General features: G+C 63.9%; 20 protein-coding genes. 6 read left to right on the forward strand and 14 right to left on the reverse strand.

Features of this window, described 5'->3' with window-relative positions; all coding sequences use genetic code 11:
* Positions 1-12: 12 nt before the first annotated feature.
* Positions 13-663, reverse strand: coding sequence for a hypothetical protein (locus tag AAGA68_17320; GenBank protein MEM9386824.1), 651 nt, complete (start codon positions 661-663; stop codon positions 13-15).
* Positions 664-752: 89 nt separating this feature from the next.
* On the opposite strand from AAGA68_17320, the gene AAGA68_17325 reads away from it, so the two are divergent.
* Genes AAGA68_17325 through AAGA68_17335 form a run of 3 tightly spaced genes read left to right on the forward strand, consistent with a single transcriptional unit; the run spans position 753 to position 4,135 of the window.
* Positions 753-2,363, forward strand: a complete 1,611-nt coding sequence (locus AAGA68_17325; protein ID MEM9386825.1) for an ABC transporter substrate-binding protein — start codon at positions 753-755, stop codon at positions 2,361-2,363.
* 12 nt (positions 2,364-2,375) lie between these two features.
* The gene (locus tag AAGA68_17330) at positions 2,376-3,311 is read left to right on the forward strand and encodes an ABC transporter permease (GenBank protein ID MEM9386826.1); all 936 of its coding nucleotides are present in this window, start codon (positions 2,376-2,378) and stop codon (positions 3,309-3,311) included.
* Positions 3,308-4,135 carry an ABC transporter permease gene (locus tag AAGA68_17335; GenBank protein ID MEM9386827.1) on the forward strand — a complete coding sequence of 276 codons (828 nt, stop codon included), beginning with the start codon at positions 3,308-3,310 and terminating at the stop codon, positions 4,133-4,135. The genes AAGA68_17330 and AAGA68_17335 overlap by 4 nt, the downstream gene beginning before the upstream one ends.
* An 8-nt stretch (positions 4,136-4,143) precedes the next feature.
* Here AAGA68_17335 and AAGA68_17340 read toward each other — a convergent pair whose 3' ends face one another.
* Genes AAGA68_17340 through AAGA68_17350 form a run of 3 tightly spaced genes read right to left on the reverse strand, consistent with a single transcriptional unit; the run spans position 4,144 to position 7,271 of the window.
* On the reverse strand, positions 4,144-5,031 hold the full coding sequence (locus tag AAGA68_17340) for a class I SAM-dependent methyltransferase (protein ID MEM9386828.1): 888 nt from the start codon (positions 5,029-5,031) through the stop codon (positions 4,144-4,146).
* A gap of 53 nt (positions 5,032-5,084) precedes the next feature.
* Positions 5,085-6,710, reverse strand: a complete 1,626-nt coding sequence (locus tag AAGA68_17345; GenBank protein ID MEM9386829.1) for a hypothetical protein — start codon at positions 6,708-6,710, stop codon at positions 5,085-5,087.
* Entirely contained in the window at positions 6,711-7,271 is a 561-nt protein-coding gene (locus AAGA68_17350) for a hypothetical protein (protein MEM9386830.1), read from the reverse strand.
* 274 nt (positions 7,272-7,545) lie between these two features.
* On the opposite strand from AAGA68_17350, the gene AAGA68_17355 reads away from it, so the two are divergent.
* Positions 7,546-8,520, forward strand: coding sequence for a sulfotransferase (locus AAGA68_17355; protein ID MEM9386831.1), 975 nt, complete (start codon positions 7,546-7,548; stop codon positions 8,518-8,520).
* A 35-nt stretch (positions 8,521-8,555) separates the two neighbouring features.
* On the opposite strand, the gene AAGA68_17360 is transcribed toward AAGA68_17355, so the two are convergent.
* Together AAGA68_17360 and AAGA68_17365 are read right to left on the reverse strand one after the other, a co-directional pair.
* Positions 8,556-9,620, reverse strand: coding sequence for a hypothetical protein (locus AAGA68_17360; protein MEM9386832.1), 1,065 nt, complete (start codon positions 9,618-9,620; stop codon positions 8,556-8,558).
* 80 nt (positions 9,621-9,700) lie between these two features.
* The gene (locus tag AAGA68_17365) at positions 9,701-12,088 is read right to left on the reverse strand and encodes a PQQ-binding-like beta-propeller repeat protein (GenBank protein ID MEM9386833.1); all 2,388 of its coding nucleotides are present in this window, start codon (positions 12,086-12,088) and stop codon (positions 9,701-9,703) included.
* A 358-nt stretch (positions 12,089-12,446) separates the two neighbouring features.
* Between AAGA68_17365 and AAGA68_17370 the strand changes: the two genes are divergently transcribed.
* Both AAGA68_17370 and AAGA68_17375 read left to right on the forward strand, forming a co-directional pair.
* Positions 12,447-13,157 (forward strand): sulfotransferase family 2 domain-containing protein, encoded by a 711-nt coding sequence (locus tag AAGA68_17370; GenBank protein MEM9386834.1) that lies wholly within the window; start codon positions 12,447-12,449, stop codon positions 13,155-13,157.
* A 74-nt stretch (positions 13,158-13,231) separates the two neighbouring features.
* Positions 13,232-13,762, forward strand: a complete 531-nt coding sequence (locus AAGA68_17375) for a hypothetical protein (protein MEM9386835.1) — start codon at positions 13,232-13,234, stop codon at positions 13,760-13,762.
* Positions 13,763-13,848: 86 nt separating this feature from the next.
* Here the strand turns inward: AAGA68_17375 and AAGA68_17380 are convergent, their stop codons facing one another.
* From AAGA68_17380 to AAGA68_17415, 8 genes are all read right to left on the reverse strand, one after another.
* Positions 13,849-14,715 carry a phytanoyl-CoA dioxygenase family protein gene (locus AAGA68_17380; protein ID MEM9386836.1) on the reverse strand — a complete coding sequence of 289 codons (867 nt, stop codon included), beginning with the start codon at positions 14,713-14,715 and terminating at the stop codon, positions 13,849-13,851.
* A gap of 30 nt (positions 14,716-14,745) precedes the next feature.
* On the reverse strand, positions 14,746-15,714 hold the full coding sequence (locus AAGA68_17385; GenBank protein ID MEM9386837.1) for a PHB depolymerase family esterase: 969 nt from the start codon (positions 15,712-15,714) through the stop codon (positions 14,746-14,748).
* Positions 15,715-15,724: 10 nt separating this feature from the next.
* Complete coding sequence (locus AAGA68_17390; GenBank protein MEM9386838.1) at positions 15,725-17,089, reverse strand: hypothetical protein; 1,365 nt, start codon at positions 17,087-17,089, stop codon at positions 15,725-15,727.
* Positions 17,082-17,969 (reverse strand): sulfotransferase, encoded by an 888-nt coding sequence (locus AAGA68_17395; GenBank protein ID MEM9386839.1) that lies wholly within the window; start codon positions 17,967-17,969, stop codon positions 17,082-17,084. The genes AAGA68_17390 and AAGA68_17395 overlap by 8 nt, the downstream gene beginning before the upstream one ends.
* Positions 17,970-17,972: 3 nt before the next feature.
* Positions 17,973-18,875 carry a sulfotransferase gene (locus tag AAGA68_17400; GenBank protein MEM9386840.1) on the reverse strand — a complete coding sequence of 301 codons (903 nt, stop codon included), beginning with the start codon at positions 18,873-18,875 and terminating at the stop codon, positions 17,973-17,975.
* Positions 18,872-20,350 carry a hypothetical protein gene (locus AAGA68_17405; protein MEM9386841.1) on the reverse strand — a complete coding sequence of 493 codons (1,479 nt, stop codon included), beginning with the start codon at positions 20,348-20,350 and terminating at the stop codon, positions 18,872-18,874. Before AAGA68_17405 ends, AAGA68_17400 begins: the two co-directional genes overlap by 4 nt.
* A gap of 76 nt (positions 20,351-20,426) precedes the next feature.
* Positions 20,427-21,371 carry a sulfotransferase gene (locus tag AAGA68_17410; GenBank protein MEM9386842.1) on the reverse strand — a complete coding sequence of 315 codons (945 nt, stop codon included), beginning with the start codon at positions 21,369-21,371 and terminating at the stop codon, positions 20,427-20,429.
* Positions 21,372-21,376: 5 nt separating this feature from the next.
* Entirely contained in the window at positions 21,377-22,309 is a 933-nt protein-coding gene (locus tag AAGA68_17415) for a TauD/TfdA family dioxygenase (GenBank protein ID MEM9386843.1), read from the reverse strand.
* Positions 22,310-22,327 lie beyond the last annotated feature (18 nt).

Raw genomic sequence — 22,327 nt, forward strand, 5'->3', positions numbered from 1 at the left:
GTGGGTCAGATGTTAGCGACGGTTATCGCCGTCGTCCTTTTCCTTGCGGTTTTCCCACTTCTTGCGCGCGTTGTCGCGCTCTTCCTGGGTCATGTTGGCGGCTCGGCCACGCATCTCTTCACGGCGCGCAGCGCGATCTTCCTTGGACACTTCACCGGCGCGGGAGCGCATCTGCTCGCGGGCAGCCTCGCGCTCTTCCGGCGTCATGTCCTTCGCACGCTCCTGCATGCCCTCGACCATGCGGTCGCGGTTGCCACCGCGGCCTGCAGCACCACCCTCGCCGCGGCGGGCACGCATCTCTTGGCGCTCCTCCTCGGACATGTTGCGGAACTGCGCACGACGGTCCTTAGCCTGCTCGCGAGCAGCGGCTTTCTCCTCGTCGCTCAGGTTCTGGTACTCGGCCTTGTTGGCCTCACGGCGAGAACGCATGGCTTCCTGTTGCTCCGGGGAGAGCTCCTGGAAACGGGCACGGCGCTCCTGGACGCCCTGCTTGAATGCGGCCTGCTCTTCCGGAGACTTTGACTCCCACTCTTCGAGCAGCTTTGCCTGGGTGTCGGGATCGAGCTCGTCCCAGCGGGAAGACCGCTCGTCCTGCGCGTAAGCGGCGGCAGACGCGACAACGCCAGCTAGGGCGGCGGCAGCGAGGGTACGGCTGAAGTTCATAGAACACTCCTTTGATGGGCCGCTGATCCGTTTCAGCGATGCGCGAATTCTACCCGAAGCCGCCGCGAGCGCGATGTAAACTCTCGTACATGCATTCGATCTCCCGCCCGCCTGCCCGCAAGACGCGCTCGCCGAGGGTCTGCGATGCCTTCCTCGTCATCGCCGTGCTCGGTCTGGCCGGGTGCTCACCCGCGCCCCCTGCCAACGCCCCCGGCGGCGGTGAGCCCGCCGCAGCGGCCAGCGTGCCCGCTACCCTGCGAATCGGTCTCGAGGCCGATTTGCAGGGGTTCGACCCCCTGCGCACACGCCTCATGGGCGTCAGCACGCTCACGGTGGCAGACGCAGTCTTCGATACCCTGATCACCCTAGACGAGCGCGGCGCGATCCAGCCGCGTCTGGCCCTCTCGCTAGAGCCTTCGGCGGACCTGCGAGTGTGGTCCCTGGTCCTGCGCCAGGGCGTGACCTTTCACGATGGTAGCGCGCTCGATTCGGCGGCGGTCGCAAACCACTTTCGGCGCCTGATCGACCCCGCCAATCGCTGCGCTTGTCGACCCTTTCTCGGCCCCCTCCGAGAGGTGGTGGTCAGCGGGCAGTACGAGCTGCGCTTTGAGCTGAGCAGCCCCTGGGCAGCGCTGCCTGCGGTACTCGGCGAGCCGTCAGTCGTGTCGTTAATCGGCTCCCCCGCCGCCCTAGGTGACGGCGAGACCTTCAACCGCGCCCCCGTAGGAACGGGCCCCTACCGCTTCACCGAATGGCGCGACGGCGAGGTGGTGACCCTGACCCGCAATGACCAGTATTGGGCCACCAAAGGCGATGAGATCGACCTGCGCCCTGGCACCCTCGAGTACCGCATTCTGCCCGATCAGCAGGGCCGCCTCGCCGCCCTACGGGCCGGCGATGTGGACGTCATTTGGACCCTGGACGGGAGCAGCGCGGCCCGTGCGGAGGCGCTCGGCCTACGCGTGCAACGCCGACGCGGCGCGGGAGCTCGCCTGCTGGTCCTGAACACGCGCGAAGCGCCCTTCGACGACGTGAGGGTGCGTCGCGCCCTAGCTCACGCCAGCGATTCGGCGGCCTACGTCGCCGCCGTCTCGGAAGACGGCGTCCTTGCCGCCGACGATCCCTACGGTCCTGGCTCGCCGTTTCACTGCGACTCCCACTGGCCCGAGCACGACCCCGCAAAGGCCAAAAGCCTACTCGCCGAGTACGGCGCGCCCGTGGCCGTGACCTTCGGCCACACGGCGACTCCCCGTGGCCAAGCAGCGGGGCAGATCTTCCAGCAGTTCTGGCAGGCGGTCGGCGTCGAGGTCACACTGCAGCCGATGGAGCAGGTGCAGCTGGTGGCGAGCGTGTTCCGCCGCCGCTTTCAGGTCGGCCCGTGGCGCCTGCGCGATTCGGTCGATCCAGACCCGGATCTCTACGGGCTGTTTCACTCGACTAGCCCCTTTAACGTCACCGGGCTGGCGTCAGCGCAGCTCGACGGACTGTTAACCTCCGCACGCAATACGATAGACCCCACCCAACGAGGCGAGGCGTACTGTGCGTTGGAACGCTATCTGGCCAATCAAGTGCCCTACCTCTACCTCGCCGAGAACACCTACTTCGCCATCGCCCGAGCGGATCTTGCGGGCGAGCTTTCCCTGCGCGGGGGACTGCTCAGTCTTCGCGGTATCGCCCCATCCTCCCAAGCCATCCCCTGAGGCATAGCCACCTTGGAGCGGCTATTACATCTGTTAGTGGTGGGGCTGCTAGCGAGCCTCGGCGGCTTCCTTTTGACTGACGCCCTTCCGGGCGATGCCGCCCTGGCGGCGCTGGGCGAAAGCGCGACAGCCGCTCAAGTGGATGCCCTGCGCGCAGAGCTGGGACTAGATCGGCCCTGGCCGGCGCGCTACACCGACTGGCTGAGTCACGCAGCGCGAGGAGACTTCGGCACCTCCACGCGGACTGGGCAGGCCGTCGGTCCCGCCGTCATGAACCGACTTGGAGTCTCGGCCGCACTCATGGTTCTAACCCAGGTGATCGCCCTCGGCCTCGCCGTACCACTGGCCCTACTCAGTGCCCGCCGCCCAGGCAGCATGCTCGATCAGTTGATCGGCGCCCTAAGCTTCATCGCCCTGTCGACGCCCGCATACATCCTCGCCTTGGGCTTGATCCTGATCTTCGCGATCACTCTCGGATGGTTCCCCGCGAGCGGCTACCCCGCTGACGCGGCCGGCGTCATGTGGCCTCTACGCGCCTTGATCCTGCCAGCCCTAAGCCTTGCCCTGGTGGAGTTGCCCATCTACCTGCGCATGTTGCGAGGAGAACTGCTGCAGTTGCTAAATCAACCTTGGGCTCGAACTGCGCGGGCCTTCGGCGCCAGCGAGGGCTCGCTTCTGGTGCGCGACGTGCTGCGCGCAGCCTGCCTGCCGCTGATCACCTTGGTAGCGCTCAACACCGGTCACCTGATGGCGGGCGCCGTGGTTGTCGAGTCAATCTTTGCCCTACCTGGCATGGGCCGCCTCCTCAAGGACGCGGTTCTCGCGCGGGATCTGCCCACGGTGCAAAGCTGCGTCCTGATCGTAGCTGCCGCTTTCGTGTTGGCCAATCTGCTGGCCGACGCGTTAGCGTCCTGGCTCGATCCACGAAGTCGCGGCCTGGGCGCATGAACGGCAAGGCAAGCAACCACCCTCGGCGCATGCTGTCACTCGCTAGCCTTTGGCTGGCGCTGATCGGCGGTGGCGCACTGAGCGCCGATCTCTGGCCCCTGGCGGACCCATCGGCGATGGCCCTTGGAGATCGGCGCGCCCTGCCGAGCATAAGCCATCCATTAGGCACTGACAGCTTCGGTCGTGATCTTCTGAGCCGCGTCCTTTACGGCGGGCGCATCTCCCTTGCGGTGGCCGTCTTCTGCCCCCTGCTCGGACTGCTGGTGGGAGGCACCCTAGGCGTACTAGCCGCCTACCTTGGCGGCTGGCCCGAACGCATAGCGAGGCTATTCACCGACACGCTACTCGCCCTGCCCGCTCTGCTCATTGCGATGCTGCTTGCCGTATCCATCGGCGGATCGGTAACCACGCTCGTTTGGACGCTCGGGCTACTCAGCACGCCTGTGTTCGCGCGCGTCGCGCGCGTGCGAACACGGGTCATCGCCCAGCTGCCCTACGTCGACGCGGCCCGCTCGCTCGGGGCGAGCCACCTCACCGTGCTACGCCATCACGTGCTACCGAATGTGCTGCCGCCCTTGCTGACCCTGTGCACGTTAGTGGCAGCGGTCGTGGTTGTTTTGGAAGGCGCGCTCGGCTACCTGGGCCTTGGGGTCAGCCCGCCAACACCGAGTTGGGGGGCCATGATCGCAGAGGGGCGAGCCTCCTTAGAGACTCGCCCCCACGTATGCTTAGCGCCAGCGAGTGCGATGGTGCTCACCGTGATGGCGCTCAACCTGCTAGGCGATGCGGCGAACGCGCCCCACGGTCAGGCACGCCGCGCCTAGGAGCGCTGCTATCTCTTGACGCCGGTCACTTCCAGCCAGTAGCGCACGACCTCGGTCACACCCATCTTCTCGAAGGCGGGGCCGACCGCGTATTGCAGGCACTCACTGGAGATGTCGACGGGGTAGCCGCTCATCAGCACCTCGGCGAGACCGCCGTAGGCACCCACGAGCTCAAGGCCACGCTGGTCGATCGGAATCGGGCGCTTGTAAACGCGCTCTACGTCGAAGCCCGCCTGCTCGAGTACACCGGCCCAGCCCTCAGGGGTCTTCCAGTCCTTGTCAAAGGCCTTGCCTGCCGTCCCGCGCTTGCGCTTGATCGGCGCCTTGCCCTCTTTGATCAGCTCCGCGTTCTTCTCCATGAGAATGCTCACGGCGCCCATCATCCATTCCTTGTACACCGGCTCACTGCCCTCACCGAAGGTGCCGGTGAAGAAGACCGAGTTGAAGGCGAACGGGGCGCCGGGCTTGAGCACGCGGTACACGTTGCGCACGAACTGATCCTTGTCTGGCATCAGGTGGATGGCATTGCCGATCATGCACATGTCGAAGGTGTTATCGGCAAAATGGTCGAGGTCCATGGCGCTGCCTTCCACCATGTACATGGCGCTGCGCCCTTCAGCGGCGGCCGCGTCCAGCTCTTCCTGAGACTCGACCAGTACGCCCTTCTCACGCAGCTGACGACGGCCAATGGCGAGGGACTCGCCGGAAAGATCGATACCGTTGACGGCAATTCCAGGCTTGAGCTGCATGAGCAGATCGGTCATCAGGCCCGTGCCGCAAGCGAGGTCGAGCACGCGCTTAACCGGCCCGAGCTCGATGGTCTCAAGCAGGGCCTTGTTGGCCCCGATGTACTCCGGCTCCTGTGCGTACGGTTCGTAAGTAGTTACAACTTCCATTGGGTCTGCCGCCATTTGTGTGTGTTGTTGATGGTGGGTGTTACGTGTAGGAGTTATTCTTCGCCGCCGAACCAGGCGGTTGCCTCGCCCCGTGAAGACTCCAGCCAATCCGACACGCTCTTGGCGCACCGGCGTAGCGGGTGTTCCGGCGGATCCTCATCCCAGAAGCGTCCGAACCACATCTCGCAGCCGCCGCGAGGGTTGTCCGTGTAGTGCCACTCTTCGTTCTCGCCGCGTACGGCGACGCGAGGGCCGAAGGGGTTGGCCACGGCGGCCACCAGGCCGTGGGGCGTAGAAAGCAGGTTCCGGATACCGAGATTGTACCTGTTATCGAAGCCGACCTTGGTGACGGGCATCCAGTTCTCACCGTCAGCCGTGCGCCACAGGGAGCAGCCACCTTCGTTGTCCACGATGTTCTCGGCACCTACGTGGCCAACCACGTTACGAATGCCCGCATTGTAGGTATCGCTGTTCAAGAATCGAACCCAGATCGTAGAGTTCATGGACCCAACATATAGCCAGCCGTCGTGCGCGGTCATTGACCAGAAGTAGCCGTTGAACACGTTGCCAAAGCCGGCGGCGACGCCGCTTAGCGGTATCTTCTTGCCCTGATCGGTGTAGCGCGCGCTGCCAATGATTAGATCCCAGGTGTGATCCGCATTGATACGAATCACCTCGGAACCGGCGGGTCCGATCTTGTTGTTGAGATCGTTGCCACCATTTTGAATCGCCGTACCGATGTAGAGGGCGCCCTTGAACACGTGCATGGTGACGCCGATCTGGTTCTCAGCACCACGGCCGCCGCCCTTGTCTAGCACCTTCTCCCAGCGGTAGGGCGGTTCGCCCTCACAATCACTCCACCACACCTCGAAGCCATTGTTGTTGAAGGTGGTGGCGTAGAGGCGATCCTGGAACTCGCAGAGCATCAGTACGCCCTGGTTATCTGGATTGCCGAAGCCTGGCTCGTTCACGGGCACCCAATTGCCGTTGGCAGGATCTCGGCTCTCGTAGATCACCGGGTTCCCGGACACGTTGATCACAAACTTGACGTCGAAGCCGCGGGTGCCAGTGGGTGAGGTGAAAAGGCGCCCCTTGAAGGGAATCAGCACTCGGGTCGCGGTGACCGGCAGACCCTCGATGATGCCGAATGGGGACACCGGGTGAAACTCCTTGCCGTCCGTGGAGCGCAGCAGCAGCGCGCCCGGAGATCGACTCACCGCCCAGGTCGCCGCGTACAGCGCGGGCTCGGGATCAGATTCGCCCTGGAAAACGGCCATGCTGCGAAAACCGGTCTCGCGAGCAACCATGCCGAAGTGGCCGCCGATCGCGGGCACCTCCGGCGCTACGTGCACCATATCCCACACGCCGGTCTTTGGGTCGAAGGCCCATATTTGCGCGCGTCGATCCAAGTCGCGGTAGAGCCCCTCTGCGTCGTCGGGCCCCTCCACCGGCCACAGGGGCACAGGCATGTTCTTAAAGGTGTGCTGGATCTTGATCATCTGGAAATTCGAGCGCGTGGTTCCGACGTACACGCGATCTCGATACCAAGCGACCGAGTGGGGGAAACTGTTGTGGCCGTCACCGAACCCGTTCGGCGCGATCATGCGGAACTGATCCAGCCCCAATCCGGGATTGGGCGCCGGCTCGTAGGGACGCGGCCTAGCGATCACGCTGGCCACTCAGCTCTCCTTACCATCGGCCGCGGGCAGCTGGGGATGGATGTCCTCGCGCGTACGAGCACCCTCCCCGGGTTCATCAACGGTGGGACTCAAGGCGGAGCGCTCAGCCTGCTCGAGCATCGCGAGCTCACCCTGGAAGGCGTCAAGCACGCTGTTCAGCAGCTTCACGCGGTAACTCAGCTCCTTTTTGCGAGCCTTGATTTCGCTCAGCGGTGTGCCGCTGGGTATGAAGTCGATCTCGACGCCAAATTCGACCGGGTTCTCGAAGAAGTCCTGGATGATCTGCAGCTGGTGGTGGCGCGCCTTGCGCTTATCCACCAAGGTCTTGAGGAAAGCGTTGATCTCCTCGCCTTCATCCCCGGATTCTCCCACCGGCGGGGCATCCCCGGCCTGAGAATCGCCGGCGCGCGGCGGCGGCGGCGGGGACCCCGAGAGCAGCGGCGAGACCGACGCATCGGGAGAGATCCGCTCACGCAGGGCGAGCAGACGCAGCTGGCGGGCCTTCTCTTCCTCGCTAAGCTGATCGGCATCTACGGTGTTGAGCCTGCGATTTGTTTCCAACGGCCTTCTCGATAGATGGTGCGGTGGGTGGCGCCGACGTCGGTCGCCTGTCACCCGGTTGGTTATTCGGTTACTTCCGCAAAACCAATATGATACCGCGATACGGCAAATGCTTGAGAGTGTGCCCCAGGAGCAACGCCAGTTCCCGGGCGCACCGCACGGTTCTCACCTCTTCGAGGCCTGACACGCAGATCACTCCCAAGGCGGCGCCGCTCTGGTAAGGTGCCGCGCTTCGACTCCCTGTTAGACGATCGCTGAGACGCCAACGGTTCCCATGTCCTCGCCCGCACCCGACAGCTCCTCCCTAAACGCTCACGCGGGTGGGGTGCCCCTCAGGCAGGTCGAGCCGCCGCCGCCGCCTCTTTTCATCTTGGGCTCGCCGCGCTCGTTCACTTCTCTGATCAACGGCATGTTGGGCCAGCACCCCCAAGCCTACGGGATGCCGGAGCTAAACCTGTTCGTGACCGACTCCGTGCGTGATCTGATCGAGGAGTTTGCCGGCTATCGGCAAATCCAGATTCACGGCCTGATGCGCGTCGTGGCCCAGCTGTACGGCGCTGAACAGAGCCTGGTGTCGGTAGATATGGCCAAGCGCTGGATGCTCACGCGCCTCGATCACAGCACCCAGGACGTCTACCTGGAGTTGTGTGAACGGGTCGCGCCCTTGCGAGTCGTGGATAAGAGCCCTGTCTACAGCTCCAAACCGGAATACCTGGCGCGCCTGATGGAGGCATTCCCTGACGCCTACTTCCTGCATCTACTGCGCCATCCGCGCACCCAGGGCGTTTCGATCATGAAGATCGCCAAGGGCATGATGGCTATCCTCTCCAACTCCGTGGACTACTCGGCCGATCCACCGGTCGTCGATCCGCAGATCTCCTGGCTGGACGTGCAGCAGAACATCGTCGAGGCCCTCGCCAACGTGCCGGCGCACCGGCAGATGACACTCCGGGGCGAAGACGTGCTCAACGCCCCCAGCAGCGCCCTGCGTAAAATCTGCCGCTGGCTCGGACTGCGCACAGATGACGAGGCTCTGGAGGCGATGATGCATCCCGAGGACTCGCCCTACGCCAGCCTCGGCCCGCTCGGTGCCCACCTTGGAAACGACATCAACTACCTGCGCTCCCCGGCACTGCGCCATGCGCGGATACGCCCGAGTTCCCTCGAGGGCCCATTGCCCTGGCGCCAGGACGATGTGGGCTTCAGCGATGAGGTGCGGGCGATGGCGGAGCGCTTCGGCTACTCCTAGGGCCCGCGCCTGCCGCCTCGGCGAGCGGCACCGGCTCATCGGACCATCAGGCGCGCTTCTGCACCCCCCTGAAAGAGCGTGCGGGACTGGCGCAAGGACGCCTGATCACCGGCGCGCTCTTTGAGCCAGGCATTCCAAAACTGCAGGGTGCTCTCCAAGACGAGCTGCGCGATGGCTTCGTCCGATAGGTTCGGTAGGTGCACGGACGCACGATCGAGCCCCCCCATATCGTGGGCGCCCTCCTCGAGGACCACCGCGTACTGCCGACCGGCCGGCGCGGCGTGGAAGGGCTCAAGGCGCCATTCCCAAGGTTGCCCATCACGGCCGCGGTCCCGCGTGCCGGTGACGGTGATCGCGGGCAGGTCCAGCTCATCCCAAGACCCATCCGCGTGCAGTTGACCGCGACCCTGGGGTGAGATCATCACGAGGGCCTTCACCCGCGGATCTCGGTAGGGGCGTGAGCGACGACCGTCACGGATTACCAAAGCGCCGCCAAGCAGCTGGGCCGTGCTCGCGCCGAAGGAGTGCCCGCCCACCCCGATACGATCGCGATCGATCAACCCCTTGAGCCCTGCCGTGCGATGCTCGATGTCGATAAGCGAATCGAGAATGAAGGTCACATCACGAGGTCTGTTAGGCCAATCGCCAAAGGCGCTGGCCGGCGGGCTATCCGCAATCTCCGCCTCCACGGCGAGCCGTGCATCGGAGTGACTAGGTTGGATACACACGTAGCCCCAACTCGCCCAGCACTGCGTGAGCAGCTGGTAGTCGTCCTTGCTACCACGTGCACCGTGGGAGAACACGATCAGCGGTTGCGGGTCGCGACCGCCCACGGGAAACGCGATGCGCACTTCGATTAGCCGCGCCCTGGCCGCGTCCCACAGATATAGGGAATCGACCGTCTTGACGGGGAAAGGGCCGCCGTGCGGTGGCGATCGCGTGGCCGCCCGCGGCAGCACGGCCGCCTCTACCAGCGCGCGATGCTCATCGCTCAAGGCGGCGGGGGCCGGTGCGTCCCTCGCACCGACTCGCTGCTTCGCCCGCGGCGCAGGCTTAGCGGTCGGTGCCCCGCCTAGCAAACGCTTTAGGATTCTCAGCATAGGGCGCTCGACGTCTGCCTACGAGTGATCCTCACATCGAGGGTGGGACAATGAATGCCCCACCCTCACCGTAGGGGTCTTCAAGGTGCGGGGCTGAACACTACGATGTTGTCGCTGCGACCCCAGGACTGCACGACCACGGCGCCATCCTGACGCACGGTCAGCGCCCGCAGCGTGTTCGGCGACACGCCGGTGGCCCAAGGCGACGTGCTGAGCGTACCCGCAGTGACGTCGATGATGGCTAGCTGCAGATCGCCTGTTGCCACCTCTTGGACAGCCAAGACGAAACGCCCCTCGCCAGCGGCCGCGCCCAGCGAGCGTGGCAGGTAGTCGGTGCTCTGGAATGCCACCTCCGCCGCAGCGCCGGTGTTGCGATACACGGTGATGCCGGTCGCTCCTTCCGCCGCGGTGCCCGCGGGGAGGATCAGGTTACCGTTCAGCACCGGCGTATCCTTGGTGGAGATGCCCGTGCTCACCTGCCAACGAATCGCTGGGGCGGCTGGGTTGATTGCGCTCAAGGTGCCGTTGCGCTCCTGGGTGTAGATCACATCACCGGCTGGACTGATCACCGGCGCACTTGCCGGTCGTGCCAGGGCGGGCGAGGCGAAGCCCCAACGGCTAGTGAGAGTCACGGTGTTAGGATCGTAGTCGAACGCCTGCAGGAGTCCCGAGCCAGTACCACGCGTCAGCGACGCGTACACGGTGCCGTCGCTAGACTCCACCGCGATGCCTGAGGAGTAGGCACAGGCGGCCTCGGCACCGCCGAGCAAGCAGTTTGGCGTAGCCGGGAAGTTGCGGTTCGGCGAGAGCTGCTGCTCACCGAGCACCGTTCCGTCGGCGGGATCCAGGATGTAGGCCTGAGCGTTCCACGTGAACATCACCAGGCGGCCGTCCGGCAGGAACTGCGCCCCGCGAGACAGACCGATCACCGCCGTTGACCAGAGCACCGTACCATCGGGAGCGAACTTCGTGATGGCTTCTTGAGCAGTCACGAAGAAGTTGCCATCGCGATCTACAAGCGCCCCTACCTGGGACAGCTGGGTGCCCGTCTGAGACTGATCGATGCGGAACTTCTCGGTGCCCGTGTTGGTGTCGAGGGCGATCAGCTCGGTCACGCCCAGGTTGTTGTTGCGGTTGCTGTAGAGCAAGGTGCCGTCGCTGGCGAGTGACGACCAGGCGAACTGGGCACCCGGCAGGTCGATGGGCTCACCTGCCACCAACGTGTCGCTGATGGCGAAGGGCACGCAGTTGCAGTTGCGATTGTCACGATTGCTACCCGCCCAAGGGCCACCGTAGCTCACGGGCAGATCGTACTCGAAGCTCGGACCGAGACCGGTGTCGGCGCGGCGCAGGAAGCGTGTGCCCGGAAAGCCCGCAAGACGCTCAGTGTAGTAAGCGACAGGCCCGCTGGGCAGTAGGTACGGCTCAGGCTCCGAGCGCTGCTCGTCGGTGAGCGGATCGTCGATGCGGCGGAAGAACGGGGCGTCCGGGTCGATGCCGGCCAGCCAAATCTCGCTTGGGCCAACGGGCTGACCAGGGAAGGTATCGCCCTGCCCTAGCTCCTCCGCGGCCACCACGGTGACGTAGGATCGGCCGTTTAGGGAGAAGGCCTCCGGCGAGCTCAGCAGCTGCTTATCGCTGGGGATCACAAACCGGTTGTACTCGGTCCATACGCCGTCGACGCGGCGATAGACCGCGAGGTCCGTGAAGTTGATCATCAGCACGAACGCGAAATCGTTGAACTCCGGCGCAAACCAAATGAACGGGTTGATCTTGTTGTTAGGCGAGGAGGTGATGAGCTCACCGTCGCCAGTGGCCAGATCGATCTGCATGACCTGCGTGCGACCGATCTGATCCGTGGCCAGGGTGAGCACTGTAGGCTCAGTGCCTAGGAAGCGACCGCCCTCCGCGACCACCGTGGCGCTGCCCTCACTGGCGGGATCGTTCCAGTCGCGCCAGGACACGACGATCTCGCCATCGGGCTGGATGCGGTTGTAGACCATCCGCGCCGTGCCGCTGAAGCCAGGCTGCGTGCCGTTCGCTCGCAGACGGTTATCGCCCTGCTCTAGCAGCTCCGTGGTCCAGACGCTCGGCGCCACGTTACGCGCTACTGCGAGCCACTTCGTCCCCTCTACATCCTTGGTGTAGATCAGGACGTCTTCTTCGCCGTAGCTCATGCGCGGGGTGTTGCCCACCTCGCCCACAGATGCGAGCCCCGAATCGACCAGCGTACCGCGGCCGTCCAGGGGGCTGATGTCGCCGGTGATAGGATCGACTCGGGCGATCCAAAGCTGATTGAAACGGTCTTGCCAGATCATCCGGTTCTCGGACTCGTCGAACTCCGGTGCGGGGAGGTCGCTAGAGATATCGGAGATGATCTGATCGTCGACGACAAAGTCGGCCAACGCGGGCACGCCTACGGTGATACCCAGGCTAAGGGCGATCGCGGGCGCGAGGACATTAAGCATTGAAGTAGCCTTCCCAGGCTCAGAACCATTCAGTCGCATGGTATTGGGGGTCTCCGTACTTTGAAGGTCCAGTTAGCCGGACTCTTGGTTTTGGACCAAGGATTGATCCTGTCGAGGATTGTAGCCTCGCAGAGCGTGAGCCGGGTCACATGGAGATCACAGCCGCCGTAAGCCCTTGTTTCAAGGCTCCCCACCTGCCAAAAATGTGACGTAATGCCCGATCCATGCGCAGGTGCAGCGTCTTATTGTCCGTTACGGGAGGCCCCGCGGGCGCAGCGGACCGGCCGCACAGCCCGAATGCCCGCTTTGCAGGCTCGGCGCTATCGAGGCATCTCACGCCGGTGTAACATCGCGCTCCGTGAACGTGTCCCTGGATGATCTGGCGATGCTGCTTTCTGTGCATATTCCGAAAACTGCTGGCACTTCCTTCCGGCAGGCGCTGCAGGCCCAACTCGGCGAGGATCGGGTCGCCCTCACTTACCTGGGTCGGGTGATGTGCGGCAACGACTACGTCTGTGGCTTTCAGGGTCGCTCCCTCGAGCACCTGGCCGATGCCGACGCTCAAGCCCTGGTCGATTACTGCGAGACCAACGGAGTGGCCTGCATCCACGGGCACTACACCCTATTCGCCCTGCGCGATCTGTTCCCGAACGCACGCTGCATCACCTTTTTGCGCGATCCGCTGAAACGCCTGATCTCTGCCTACAACCACATGTTCGTGACCATGCCTGATCGAGCCGAGCAGCTATCCTTCGAGGACTTCGTACGGATGGAACGGACTCAGAACGTGTACGAATCTCACGGCGTCTTGGAGTACATCTCTGACTTCGATTTCATCGGCATCACCGAGCAGTACGGTCGCAGCCTCGAACTCCTGCAGAACGTGTACCCCGAACTAGGCGTGCTGCGCTTGGAAGAGGCCAATGTGTCTCAGACCAAGCGCTTTACTCGTCAGGACGTGCGCGATGACTTCCTGGACGAGCTGCGCTCATTGAACGACGGGGACTACGAGATCTACAGCCAGGTGTGCGGCTGGTTTGACGAAGAGTGCGAGCGCCGCGGTCTGTGACGATGAGCGATAGCGCACGCATCATGGAAGCCCTGCGTCGACACCAGTCGGCAAACAACAAGAGGACGAACGAGATGAGCAAGAAAAAGGCGCAGGCGCAGGAGACTGCCGCCGTACAAGAAGACAAGCCGTTGAGCGTCGACGATATCCCCGGCGCGGTCGCCCCGAGCGAAACCCAGGGCGAAGAATCGAATCCGGACAGTGAGAGCGGCTCACTCCACGATCGCCTCAGCGCCTTTCGCGAGCGCCGCACCGGTGGCGAGGGCAGCGCGGCGATCGCTGGTGCCCGACGCTCCGGCACCGGTCCCCGTCCGGGGAGTGGCCGCGGGGGCCCGTCCGGTGCACTCTCTGCGCGGCGTGCCGCAGGTGGCGGGGGCGGTCGCGCCGCCCTCCAAGCGCGTCGCGGCGCTGCCGCCAACGCAGGCGGTGACGACGCCGCGGCGAAGGGCAAGGAGATTCTCAAGCAAGTGATCGCCCGCATGAACACGCAAGGCCAGGACAACAAGCCGCTGCACAAGGCGCTAAAGGGCGTCGCCCGCGGCTACCAAGCGCTTGAGAACGAGGTGGCTCGCCTACGCGAAGAGCTCGATAGCTACAAGGGCTAAGACGACGGGAACGCGATCGCCCTGATCGCGCTCCCTTTGGAAGACTCGAGGGAGGAGCCGACGGCAACGACCCTCCGAGCAAGCCCCTACTGGGTCACGAACTCCAGATCGGACGCCTGTACGATTCCGTTCTGGTCGTACTTGTCTTCTCCGCGAATCAGCACTGGCGAGTAGTGGTCCAGGGGAAACCCCTGACCGTCCACGTCCTGCCCCTCATAGATCTTCACTTCGGGCGTGGTGACGCGCGTTGAGAAGCCCATCCGACGCTTAGCCGTAGGATTACCCGTCGACCCATGCAGAGAGCTCTCATTGAACAGGAAGAACTGGCCAGGCTTCATCACGAGAGCGACCGCATCACTCGTGTCGACTACGTACTCCACCTTGTAGCGGCGACCGAACAGCCCCTTGTCTTCCGGACCGACGCGGCTCATACGCCGCTCGATCTCCCGCTTATGACTGCCAGGCACAATCCGCACGCAGCCGTTGGTGAGGTTGGAGTCGTCGATGGCGATCCACGCGGAGATGTTCTTCACCGGATCGATGGCGGGGCGAAACAGGTGCCCAGGAAAGCCGAGATCTTGGTGCCAGGCCACCGCGCCGCCACCAGAATCCTTGTACTGGAACTGGGAGCGCCAAAGGACCAGGTTGGGCCCCATTAGCGACGCCATCGCCTCGACGATGACGGGCAGCGAGGAAAGCTCCATCAGCTCCTTGTACACCAGATGCCAGTCTCGCAGGATGCGGTGCTTGTAGTCAGCACCCATGTCATACACGGGCGACGGGCCATCGAGAAAACCAAGCTTGTCGATCCAGCTACGCAGCTCACCCATCTCCGCTTCACCGATCGCCTCCATCGGCCCGAGGTAACCGTTCTCCTCGAAGAAGTCGATCTGCTCCTGCGTCAGGCCGTACTGCTCCTGCGCGCTGCTTGCATCCTTGGCGGACGAACTCATCTGCTCACCTTTGATAGTTGTTTTTGTCATCTACAGCCGCTTGTCGGCGAAGAACTGCCAGATGACTTGGCTGGCGGATAGCTCCTGGCTTATTCGCCCGGCCAGCGCGTTGGCTGGAACGGGAGACCCGGGCCAGGTATGACCCCCACCTTCTATGGCGAAAAAAATCACTGAACCGCCGCGCTCGCAAGCGCCGTTACGCTCACGCACGACGGTGGTACCGTCATCCACCCGATCGGCGAGATCATCGCGCGTTGGACTCGCGCAGCCGTTATGGGTGCGCCACCAGTCCACGGTCTGCGCTACCGGGATGACCTCCCCGCCTACGCCCGCGCGACGTCCCTTCGGAATACGCCCTCCGCCCCAGCGGATCAAGCGGTCCTTGCGGCCATTGATCATGAGTATATCAACGGCCCTTTCTGGTCGGCAGCGCTCGACATAAGGCACGGGGAAGCTCGCGATGACCGGTGCGAAGGCGGCGATCGCATCGTTTGCTTCGCAGGCTAGGCGCAGGGTCATCATGCCGCCGTTGGAAGCACCGGTGGCGTATACGCGACGCGGATCGACTCCGGCGTCCGCCACCAACGCGTCGATCAGCGCCCGGGCAAAGCCGATGTCATCTCCGTAGGATTGTGTCGTTGCGCGGCCATCGTTCCAGTGTTCGATCGAGCGCGGGTAGGCGACGAGGAAACCCTGCGCATCCGCCACCTCGTTGAAGCCCGTTTGGCGCGCGATCTTGTCCGGCGAGCCCTCGCCGCCGTGAAAGACGAGCACCAGCGAGCGCTCTCCGGCCGGCGGCAGTCGCTGCGGCGTGTACAGCGCGTACTGACGCCGCTCCTTGCCGACGGTCAGGGTGCGACTGTCGAAGGCAGAGGCTGCTGCGACGGCATCCCCTGACTCCATACAGCCGCCGCCAGCGAGAACGCCTAGAGCCCCTAGGGCGAGCAGCGACCACACTCGAACGCTCTGGTGCCACCGATGGCTGCGATCTAGGATCATACCGACCGACCTATCTACCTAACCAAACCGATAGTCCGGTGCCTTCCCGCTGGATCGGAAGTCCGGTGCGCTTGGTCCAAAGGCGCTGAACCTCTCGGTGCGTCGATGTACCGAGGAACAACCCAATCGGGGTGGGCAGCAAGGTACGAACACCGGTGGCAAACGGATCGTCGAAGCCGTCCATCGTCACCGCCTCCCAGTGCTCCCCGTCTTGGCTGGTCCACAGTTGGAAACCACCGCCTATGTGCTCGGCACCACCGAGAGCGTCGTGGAAGGCCTGGCAATGGTGCGTACCAACGTAGATTGCGTCCTTGTAGGCCGCCATGGCCCAAAGGGCTGAGTTGGCGTGATCGTCGTAGCCGGGGCCCATCAGCGAGAGGGGTATCTTCAGGCCGTCCCTAGTGAAGCGGGAGGCACCGACGAGCAGCTCCCAGCTATCGTCCGCGTTCACGCGGATCAGCTCCGCCGCCGCCGGTCCGACGTCGTGCGCCTTGTCGTAGCCAAGCCCCGGCAGCCCGCTGCCCACGTAGAGGGCGCCGTTGAACGCCGTCATCGACGCGGTGGTTTCGTTGACGTTGAAGCGCTCCGCCCCTCGGGTCAGCACGCGGGTCCACTTGTAGGGCGGCTTACCGTCAGCATCCGTTCGCCAAAGCTCGAAACCGCGCTCCGGATTCCCCGTCCCCGCGTAGAGCTGATCGTTGTAGACCGCCATGCAAAAGACCGAGAGGTTGGTCACATCATCGAAGCTGTGCGGCATGGCCTCTTCCCAGCCGCCGTTCAGGGGGTCGTCAGAGACAAACAGCTTTGCGACATCGCCAAAGTTCCGATCCATGACGCCCTCCTTCACGCTGCCCACGGGCGAGACGAAGAGCTTGTTCTTGAAGGTGATGATGGACCGGAAAGATAAGGTGTCGGGATCGCCCAAGCCGGGTTCGCACACGGCGTGGAAATTGCGACCATCCTCACTGGCGATCAGCTGCGAGCCCCAATGCGAAAGCGTGCTCGCGAAGAGGACGGGTCTGTCGGAGCCCGCCTTCTGGAACACGGCCATGCAGCGGAAGCCCCGGTACTGCGGCACGAGCTGCTCCTCGTCTTGGAGCTTACCAAGGGCGCGAGCGCCCTCGCCGCGGTAGACGTCTTTGACGATGGCATTCTCATCGGCCTGCACGAGGGGGGATTCGTAGACCACTTCCCACTCATCCGCGCGCACGTCGTAGCGCAAGATGCGCGCGGCGTCCTCGGGCCCTTCGCCCGTGGGGTGAGTCACGCCGAGGTACACGTGGCCGTCGTACCAGGCCATGGACTGGGCGACCAGGCTGCGGGGGTTGCCGATGCCGCCGGCACCGATCTCCGTGAAACGGCTGCCATCAAGCATAACCGAGCTCCCGAGATAGCTTGATGGTCTCCTTACGGAACTCTTCACCGGACCAGTCGAGCGGACCGTAGAGCTCTGGCTCCTTTACCACTGCCCGGCGGAAGGCCGGCTTCTCGAGAAATTCAGGGTCGTTGCCCATCTTCGCGTTCTCCGGGCCGTAGCAGGCGTAGGGCGAGCGCTCCGGGTGGAGCATAGCGTCGATCGCCTCCGCGCTGGTGTCGATACCGAGCCACTCGCAAATCTGCGGCAGGTAGAGGTCGGGGTCAGTGAGCAAGTCCTCCCCCTTTATCCGCAGGCACTGGCCTTCAGGCAGGGTGCTGGCGAATTCGGTGATGTTGGTGTGGGCGCGGAGCCAGATGTTCTCCGGATCCACACGGTCTGCATCAAAGGTGCCGCCCCACTCGCTGTTGCGCTTCAGGTTGTTGAGCAGGGACTTGCCGGTCGAACGTGGGTGGCGCGTGAGGTGCAGGAAGCTCGCGTCGGGGAAGCTCTCGTAGGCGCGCTCCAGATACGCCGGGCTCAGGACCGTGCGTGGCGTCTTATCGACGGCAATCTTCGGTGCCACCTGCTCGCAGATGAACTCGAAGACTTGCCCAGTCGTCCAGTCGGATCGCTCGTCTAGCCATCCCTGCGCGGCCGCCACGGTCGACTCGGTCTGCTCCCCGTGCTGCAGCTGGGCGAGCGTGCGCAGCAGCCCATGGGCGCCGTGGGGGCGTGAGGCGTGGGCGTTCATCAGCTCCCCTACCGTCGGCGCCATGAACAGATTGACCTCCGGCAAGCCGTAGGTCTGTGGGTGCTGGCCCAGCACGGCACACACGACCGAAGAGAACGATCGCATGGGGCACAGGATGATCAGCGGCGCTCTACGTTCTTCGGCCATCGCTCAGTACCCGAAATACATAGCGTAGTGCTGCACCGCTTCGTCGAAGTGCAGCGAGTCATCCCAACTCATCGGCGAGTCGAGATCACTCTCCTTCTCTTTGTAGGGTCGCAGCTCCGGGCTACGCAGGAAGTTAGGATCGTTGCCGAGCGGTGCGTTGGACGGCCCCATGCAGGCGAAGGGCGAGAGTTCCGGCTTCATCATCCGGTCCACGTCGGCTTGCGCCGTGCTGATGCCGAGCCACTCACAGATCTGTGGCAGGTACACGTCCGGCGCCGACATGAAGGACTCGCCGCGCAGCGTCATGTAGTTGTCAGGGGGCAATGTCTCGAGCGTCTCCATGACGCGCAGGTGCGGCTGCAGCCACATCTTCTCCGGCGTCATGTTGTCATCGCCCTCGTCGCTGCGACCGAGGCCCATCTTGCCGGTCGCCTTCTCCTGCATCTGGCGCGTCTCGTAGTTCGACTCGAGGGTGCCGCGCGGATGGCGCGTGAGGTGCAGAAAGCGGGCCTCCGGGTAGGCGTCGACGATGCGGTCGAGGGCGCCTTCCAGGAACACGAACATAGGGCTTTTCTCCACCACGGCGCGCGGCGCGGCCCAGTTGCGGATGTCGTTGAACATCTCGGCCGAAGTGAGATGGGAATTCTCCTCGAGCCAGCGCTTCGCTGCTTCGATGTCCGACTCGGCCTGACCGCCGAGTCCGAGCTCGGCAACGGCGCGAAGCAGGCCGTGCTGGAAGCGGGGCCGCAGGCGATACAGCCGCGTGAGCTCCTCGTAGCTATCAGCGGCGAACAGGTTGGTCTCGGGCAGCCCACACATCTGCGGATGGCTGCCGATCATGGCGCACGCGACGGACGTGAACGACCGCGGCGGTGCCAGGATAAAGAGCGGTTCAGGCGCGCTCATGGGTTCACCTTCTTGCCGTGCCAGATCTCCAGTCCGCCGCCCTTGTTGGCGCCGGCCTTACAAGTAGGGAAGACGAACAGGCCCACGGGCGTACCCACCACCTCTCGGATGCCGTAGTTGAGGGGGTTGCCGCCAGGGAACCCGACGTCGCTGACAAGCTCCCAGTCGTTCCCGTCGCGCGTGCGCCAGAGGCGAAACTCGCCCTCCTCGCGCTTGGCGGTCTCCTCCTCCAGCCAGGCGTACTTCTCTTCCGAGAGATCCCAGCGGTCCTTCAGATAGGTGGGCATCCACTTCCAGCTCGCCGTACCGAGGTAAAGCCAACCGTCCTGCTCGGCGAAACGCCAGAACACGTGGGTGAAGAAGTCGTCGAGGCCGCCGAGACGGTTGCTGGTCGGGCGCTTGTAGCCGTGCGGCGTGAAGCGCGGCTGCCCGGTGACCAGATCCCAGCTGTCGTCGGAGTGAATTCGTATCATCTCCGCTGGGAAGGGGCCGAAGCGATCGCGTCCGCCACGTCCCTGGCGTTGGAGAGTACAGCCGACGTAGAGCGCACCGTTGAACACGGTCATCGATGAGGGAACCGAGCTGATCGGGCGCCAGGCGCCGTTCTCCACGATCTTGGTCCACTTGTACGGCGGCTTGCCCTCGGGCTTGCACTTCCAGATCTGGAAGCCCTTGCGCTTGTTGATCGTGGCCCCGTAGAGGTGGCCGTTGAAAACCTTGATCTCGTTGATCGAGAGGTTGGTCTCATCGCCAAAGGCTCGTTCGCAGGTGGGCACCCAATTCCCGTGCAGCGGATCCTCGGTCTCGTAGATGTAGGGGAAATCGGTGAGGTTGTCATCGAACATGCCTCGACCGAAGTTCTTGCCCGTAGGCGTGGAGAAGAGCTTGCCGTTGACGGATTCTATGTTGCGCACGGACGGCACGTCTTCATCGCCGAGGCCGAAGCCTTGCTGGTCGCATTCCACGAAGTTCTCGCCGTCCTCACAGCGCAAGAACACACACTGGTACTCCAAGGTACCGATGCCCATGTAGAGCACGGGCTCCTTATCGCCCTTAGCCTGGCAGATGCCACCGGCGCGGATACTGCGATCGCGCACGCGCGTGGTGCCATCGCGACCCTCGACCATGGGGCTGTCGTAGAGCAGCTTCCACTCGCGGGTGGTGGGGTCGTAGCGCCAGATTTGCGCGCCCTCGTCATCGTTGCCGCCCGTGTCAGCACGCATGGAGCCGAAGCGGCCCTGATCCTGTAGGCCCGAGCCCTGGCGCGCTGTGTAGCGGCCCATGAAGCCAAGCATGGCGCGGCCCGTGCCCACGTAAAGGGCGCCCTTGTACCAGAGGGCGGCCTGGCTGGTTCGGGTCGCGGAGTTCCAGGGCGGCAGATCGATCAGTTCGAAGTCCTCCAGCTGAAGGCCTTCCTGATTCGGATCGTGGTGGATGCTCTGGGGCTCCAGTTTGTCGGCGAGGTCTCTGCTCATTGTGTGAGGATCGCTATTGGGTGGTTCGTGGGGATCGGTCCGCTCAGGCCGATCGCGTGTTGCTTCGAGGCAGGGCTCAACTGTAGCCAAACCCGAGTGCGCATTCCTTGACCGCGTCGCTGAGTTCGATACCGTCACTGCCCGCTAGGATTCCGTCGAGCTGCTGCGGTCGCGGCTCGTAGGGGCGCAGCTCGGGGCTTTCCATAAAGCTCGGGTCGTTGCCAAAGCGAGCGTTTGGAGGTCCCAGGGAGGCGAAGGGTGAGTTCTCGGGGTGCTTCATCGCCTCGATGGCCTGGGCATCCGCGTCCACGCCCAGCCATTCGGCTACCTGCCTGAGGTGTTCCTCGGGCGCAGCCATGAAATCCTCGCCGCGGAACCACAGGCGCCGCGGCTCGGGCACATCGCCTAGAAAGCGCATGATGCGCCGGTGCGGCGCGAGCCACATGGATTCAGGATCTTCCACCTCCGCGAGGCGATTGCCACCGCGTCCCTTGCCGGGGCGCTCACCGCCGGCGCCGCCCCGTAGGCGGGATACTGCCCCCTGCACGCGTTCGCGCAGCTTGAACACAGACTCGCAAGTTCCCCGCGGATGACGGGTTAGATGAAGGTAGCGGGCGTCGGGGAAGGTCTCGGCGATGCGCGCGAGGGAGGACTCGCTGTAGACGTAGATCGGACTCTTGTCGACCAGACGCCTCGGCATCGCCCACGTGGCGAGATCCTTAAAGATCTCCCCGCTTGGCAGTTCGCTGTTGTCCTCTAGATAACCTGCGGCCGCATCGATGTTCTGCGCCGTTTGCTCCCCGAGACCGATCTCCGCAACCGCCCGCAGCAAGCCGTGGCGGAAGCCCGGTCGCAGCTTGTAGATGCCATCGTTGAGCCCGGAGTAGTTGTCGGCTGCAAAGAGGTTCACCTCTGGCAGCCCCATGAGATCGGGGTGCTGCCCCACCATCCCGCAGATCACCGAGGTGAAGGACCTCGGTGGCGCCAAGATAAATAGAGGAGCTAGGGCAGCGGCGGTCATCTACCTCACCACGCTACGCTGCGACACATGCGGGCGTACACGTCGCGTTCGTGGTCCTCGAAGGACGTGCGGCCGTGCATCATGCGAGTGTTGTCGATCATGGCAAAGTCGCCCGCCGCCCACGGAATCTCGCGAGTCAGCCGTGCGCCTACTTCTTTCACCTCGTCCAGCACCTTACTAGGAATCGGCTCGCCGTCCTCTAGGCGCACGAGGGCGTTCTTGCGCCCGAGGCCTTCCTCCTGCCAGTGCTGGATCAGAATGCTGTTCACAAAGGCCTTTCGATCGCGGAAACGCGTGCTCGGCACCACCGCCGGCTTCACGTACTCGGTCACGACCGAGCCGTCGTCACGCATCTCCAGGGCGAGATCGTTGTCTTCGCAATAGGCCCGCATCTCCTTCGGATCATCGCTGTGGAAGGCCACCTGCCATTGCCCATCTGGGTAGTCCCGGATGTACTTCAGGCGACGCGCCTCAAACACCTCACGCGCGTGGTCGCTCAGGCTCTCCCAAATGCGCTCGCCGTCGGCGATGAACGTTAGGCCGTCCTCATCAGCTGGTCGCTTGCAGTAGAACCAGATCAGCTCGGGCTGGGTCTTCACGTAGGCGCGATCCGCGTGCAGAGGCAGGCCGAAGGTGCGCTGCTTCTTGACACCGTAGACGTAGGCCACGTTTTGGATCGTGCCGTCCTTGCCATCTTCGGCATTCTTGCGGTAAGAGCCACTGCCCGTGTTGTCCATGTAGTCATCGCTGAAACGATTGGAGAACGCCTCGAACTGCTCGAGGCTGATCTTCCAATCGCGGAAGACGACCGCACCGAAGTCCTTCAGCGCTTGCTGCGCGGGCGCGATGTCTAGCGCATCCAGATCCACCACAGGATCGCTCAGGCGCGCCACGGCGCCAGCCACATCAGTAAACGGCTCGATGATGATGTCACTCATCGCAGGCACTCCATCTTC

The organism is Pseudomonadota bacterium, from assembly GCA_039193195.1.
In the GTDB taxonomy this organism is placed as follows: domain Bacteria; phylum Pseudomonadota; class Gammaproteobacteria; order Steroidobacterales; family JBCBZW01; genus JBCBZW01.

Coding starts and splice junctions, on each gene's coding strand:
- AAGA68_17355 (MEM9386831.1), top strand. CDS start 7,546: ATGTCCTCGCCCGCACCCGACAGCTCCTCCCTAAACGCTCACGCGGGT.
- AAGA68_17375 (MEM9386835.1), top strand. CDS start 13,232: ATGAGCAAGAAAAAGGCGCAGGCGCAGGAGACTGCCGCCGTACAAGAA.
- AAGA68_17325 (MEM9386825.1), top strand. CDS start 753: ATGCATTCGATCTCCCGCCCGCCTGCCCGCAAGACGCGCTCGCCGAGG.
- AAGA68_17385 (MEM9386837.1), bottom strand. CDS start 15,714: ATGATCCTAGATCGCAGCCATCGGTGGCACCAGAGCGTTCGAGTGTGG.
- AAGA68_17380 (MEM9386836.1), bottom strand. CDS start 14,715: ATGAGTTCGTCCGCCAAGGATGCAAGCAGCGCGCAGGAGCAGTACGGC.
- AAGA68_17320 (MEM9386824.1), bottom strand. CDS start 663: ATGAACTTCAGCCGTACCCTCGCTGCCGCCGCCCTAGCTGGCGTTGTC.
- AAGA68_17365 (MEM9386833.1), bottom strand. CDS start 12,088: ATGCTTAATGTCCTCGCGCCCGCGATCGCCCTTAGCCTGGGTATCACC.
- AAGA68_17405 (MEM9386841.1), bottom strand. CDS start 20,350: ATGAGCAGAGACCTCGCCGACAAACTGGAGCCCCAGAGCATCCACCAC.
- AAGA68_17335 (MEM9386827.1), top strand. CDS start 3,308: ATGAACGGCAAGGCAAGCAACCACCCTCGGCGCATGCTGTCACTCGCT.
- AAGA68_17410 (MEM9386842.1), bottom strand. CDS start 21,371: ATGACCGCCGCTGCCCTAGCTCCTCTATTTATCTTGGCGCCACCGAGG.
- AAGA68_17400 (MEM9386840.1), bottom strand. CDS start 18,875: ATGAGCGCGCCTGAACCGCTCTTTATCCTGGCACCGCCGCGGTCGTTC.
- AAGA68_17395 (MEM9386839.1), bottom strand. CDS start 17,969: ATGGCCGAAGAACGTAGAGCGCCGCTGATCATCCTGTGCCCCATGCGA.
- AAGA68_17360 (MEM9386832.1), bottom strand. CDS start 9,620: ATGCTGAGAATCCTAAAGCGTTTGCTAGGCGGGGCACCGACCGCTAAG.
- AAGA68_17390 (MEM9386838.1), bottom strand. CDS start 17,089: ATGCTTGATGGCAGCCGTTTCACGGAGATCGGTGCCGGCGGCATCGGC.
- AAGA68_17415 (MEM9386843.1), bottom strand. CDS start 22,309: ATGAGTGACATCATCATCGAGCCGTTTACTGATGTGGCTGGCGCCGTG.
- AAGA68_17340 (MEM9386828.1), bottom strand. CDS start 5,031: ATGGAAGTTGTAACTACTTACGAACCGTACGCACAGGAGCCGGAGTAC.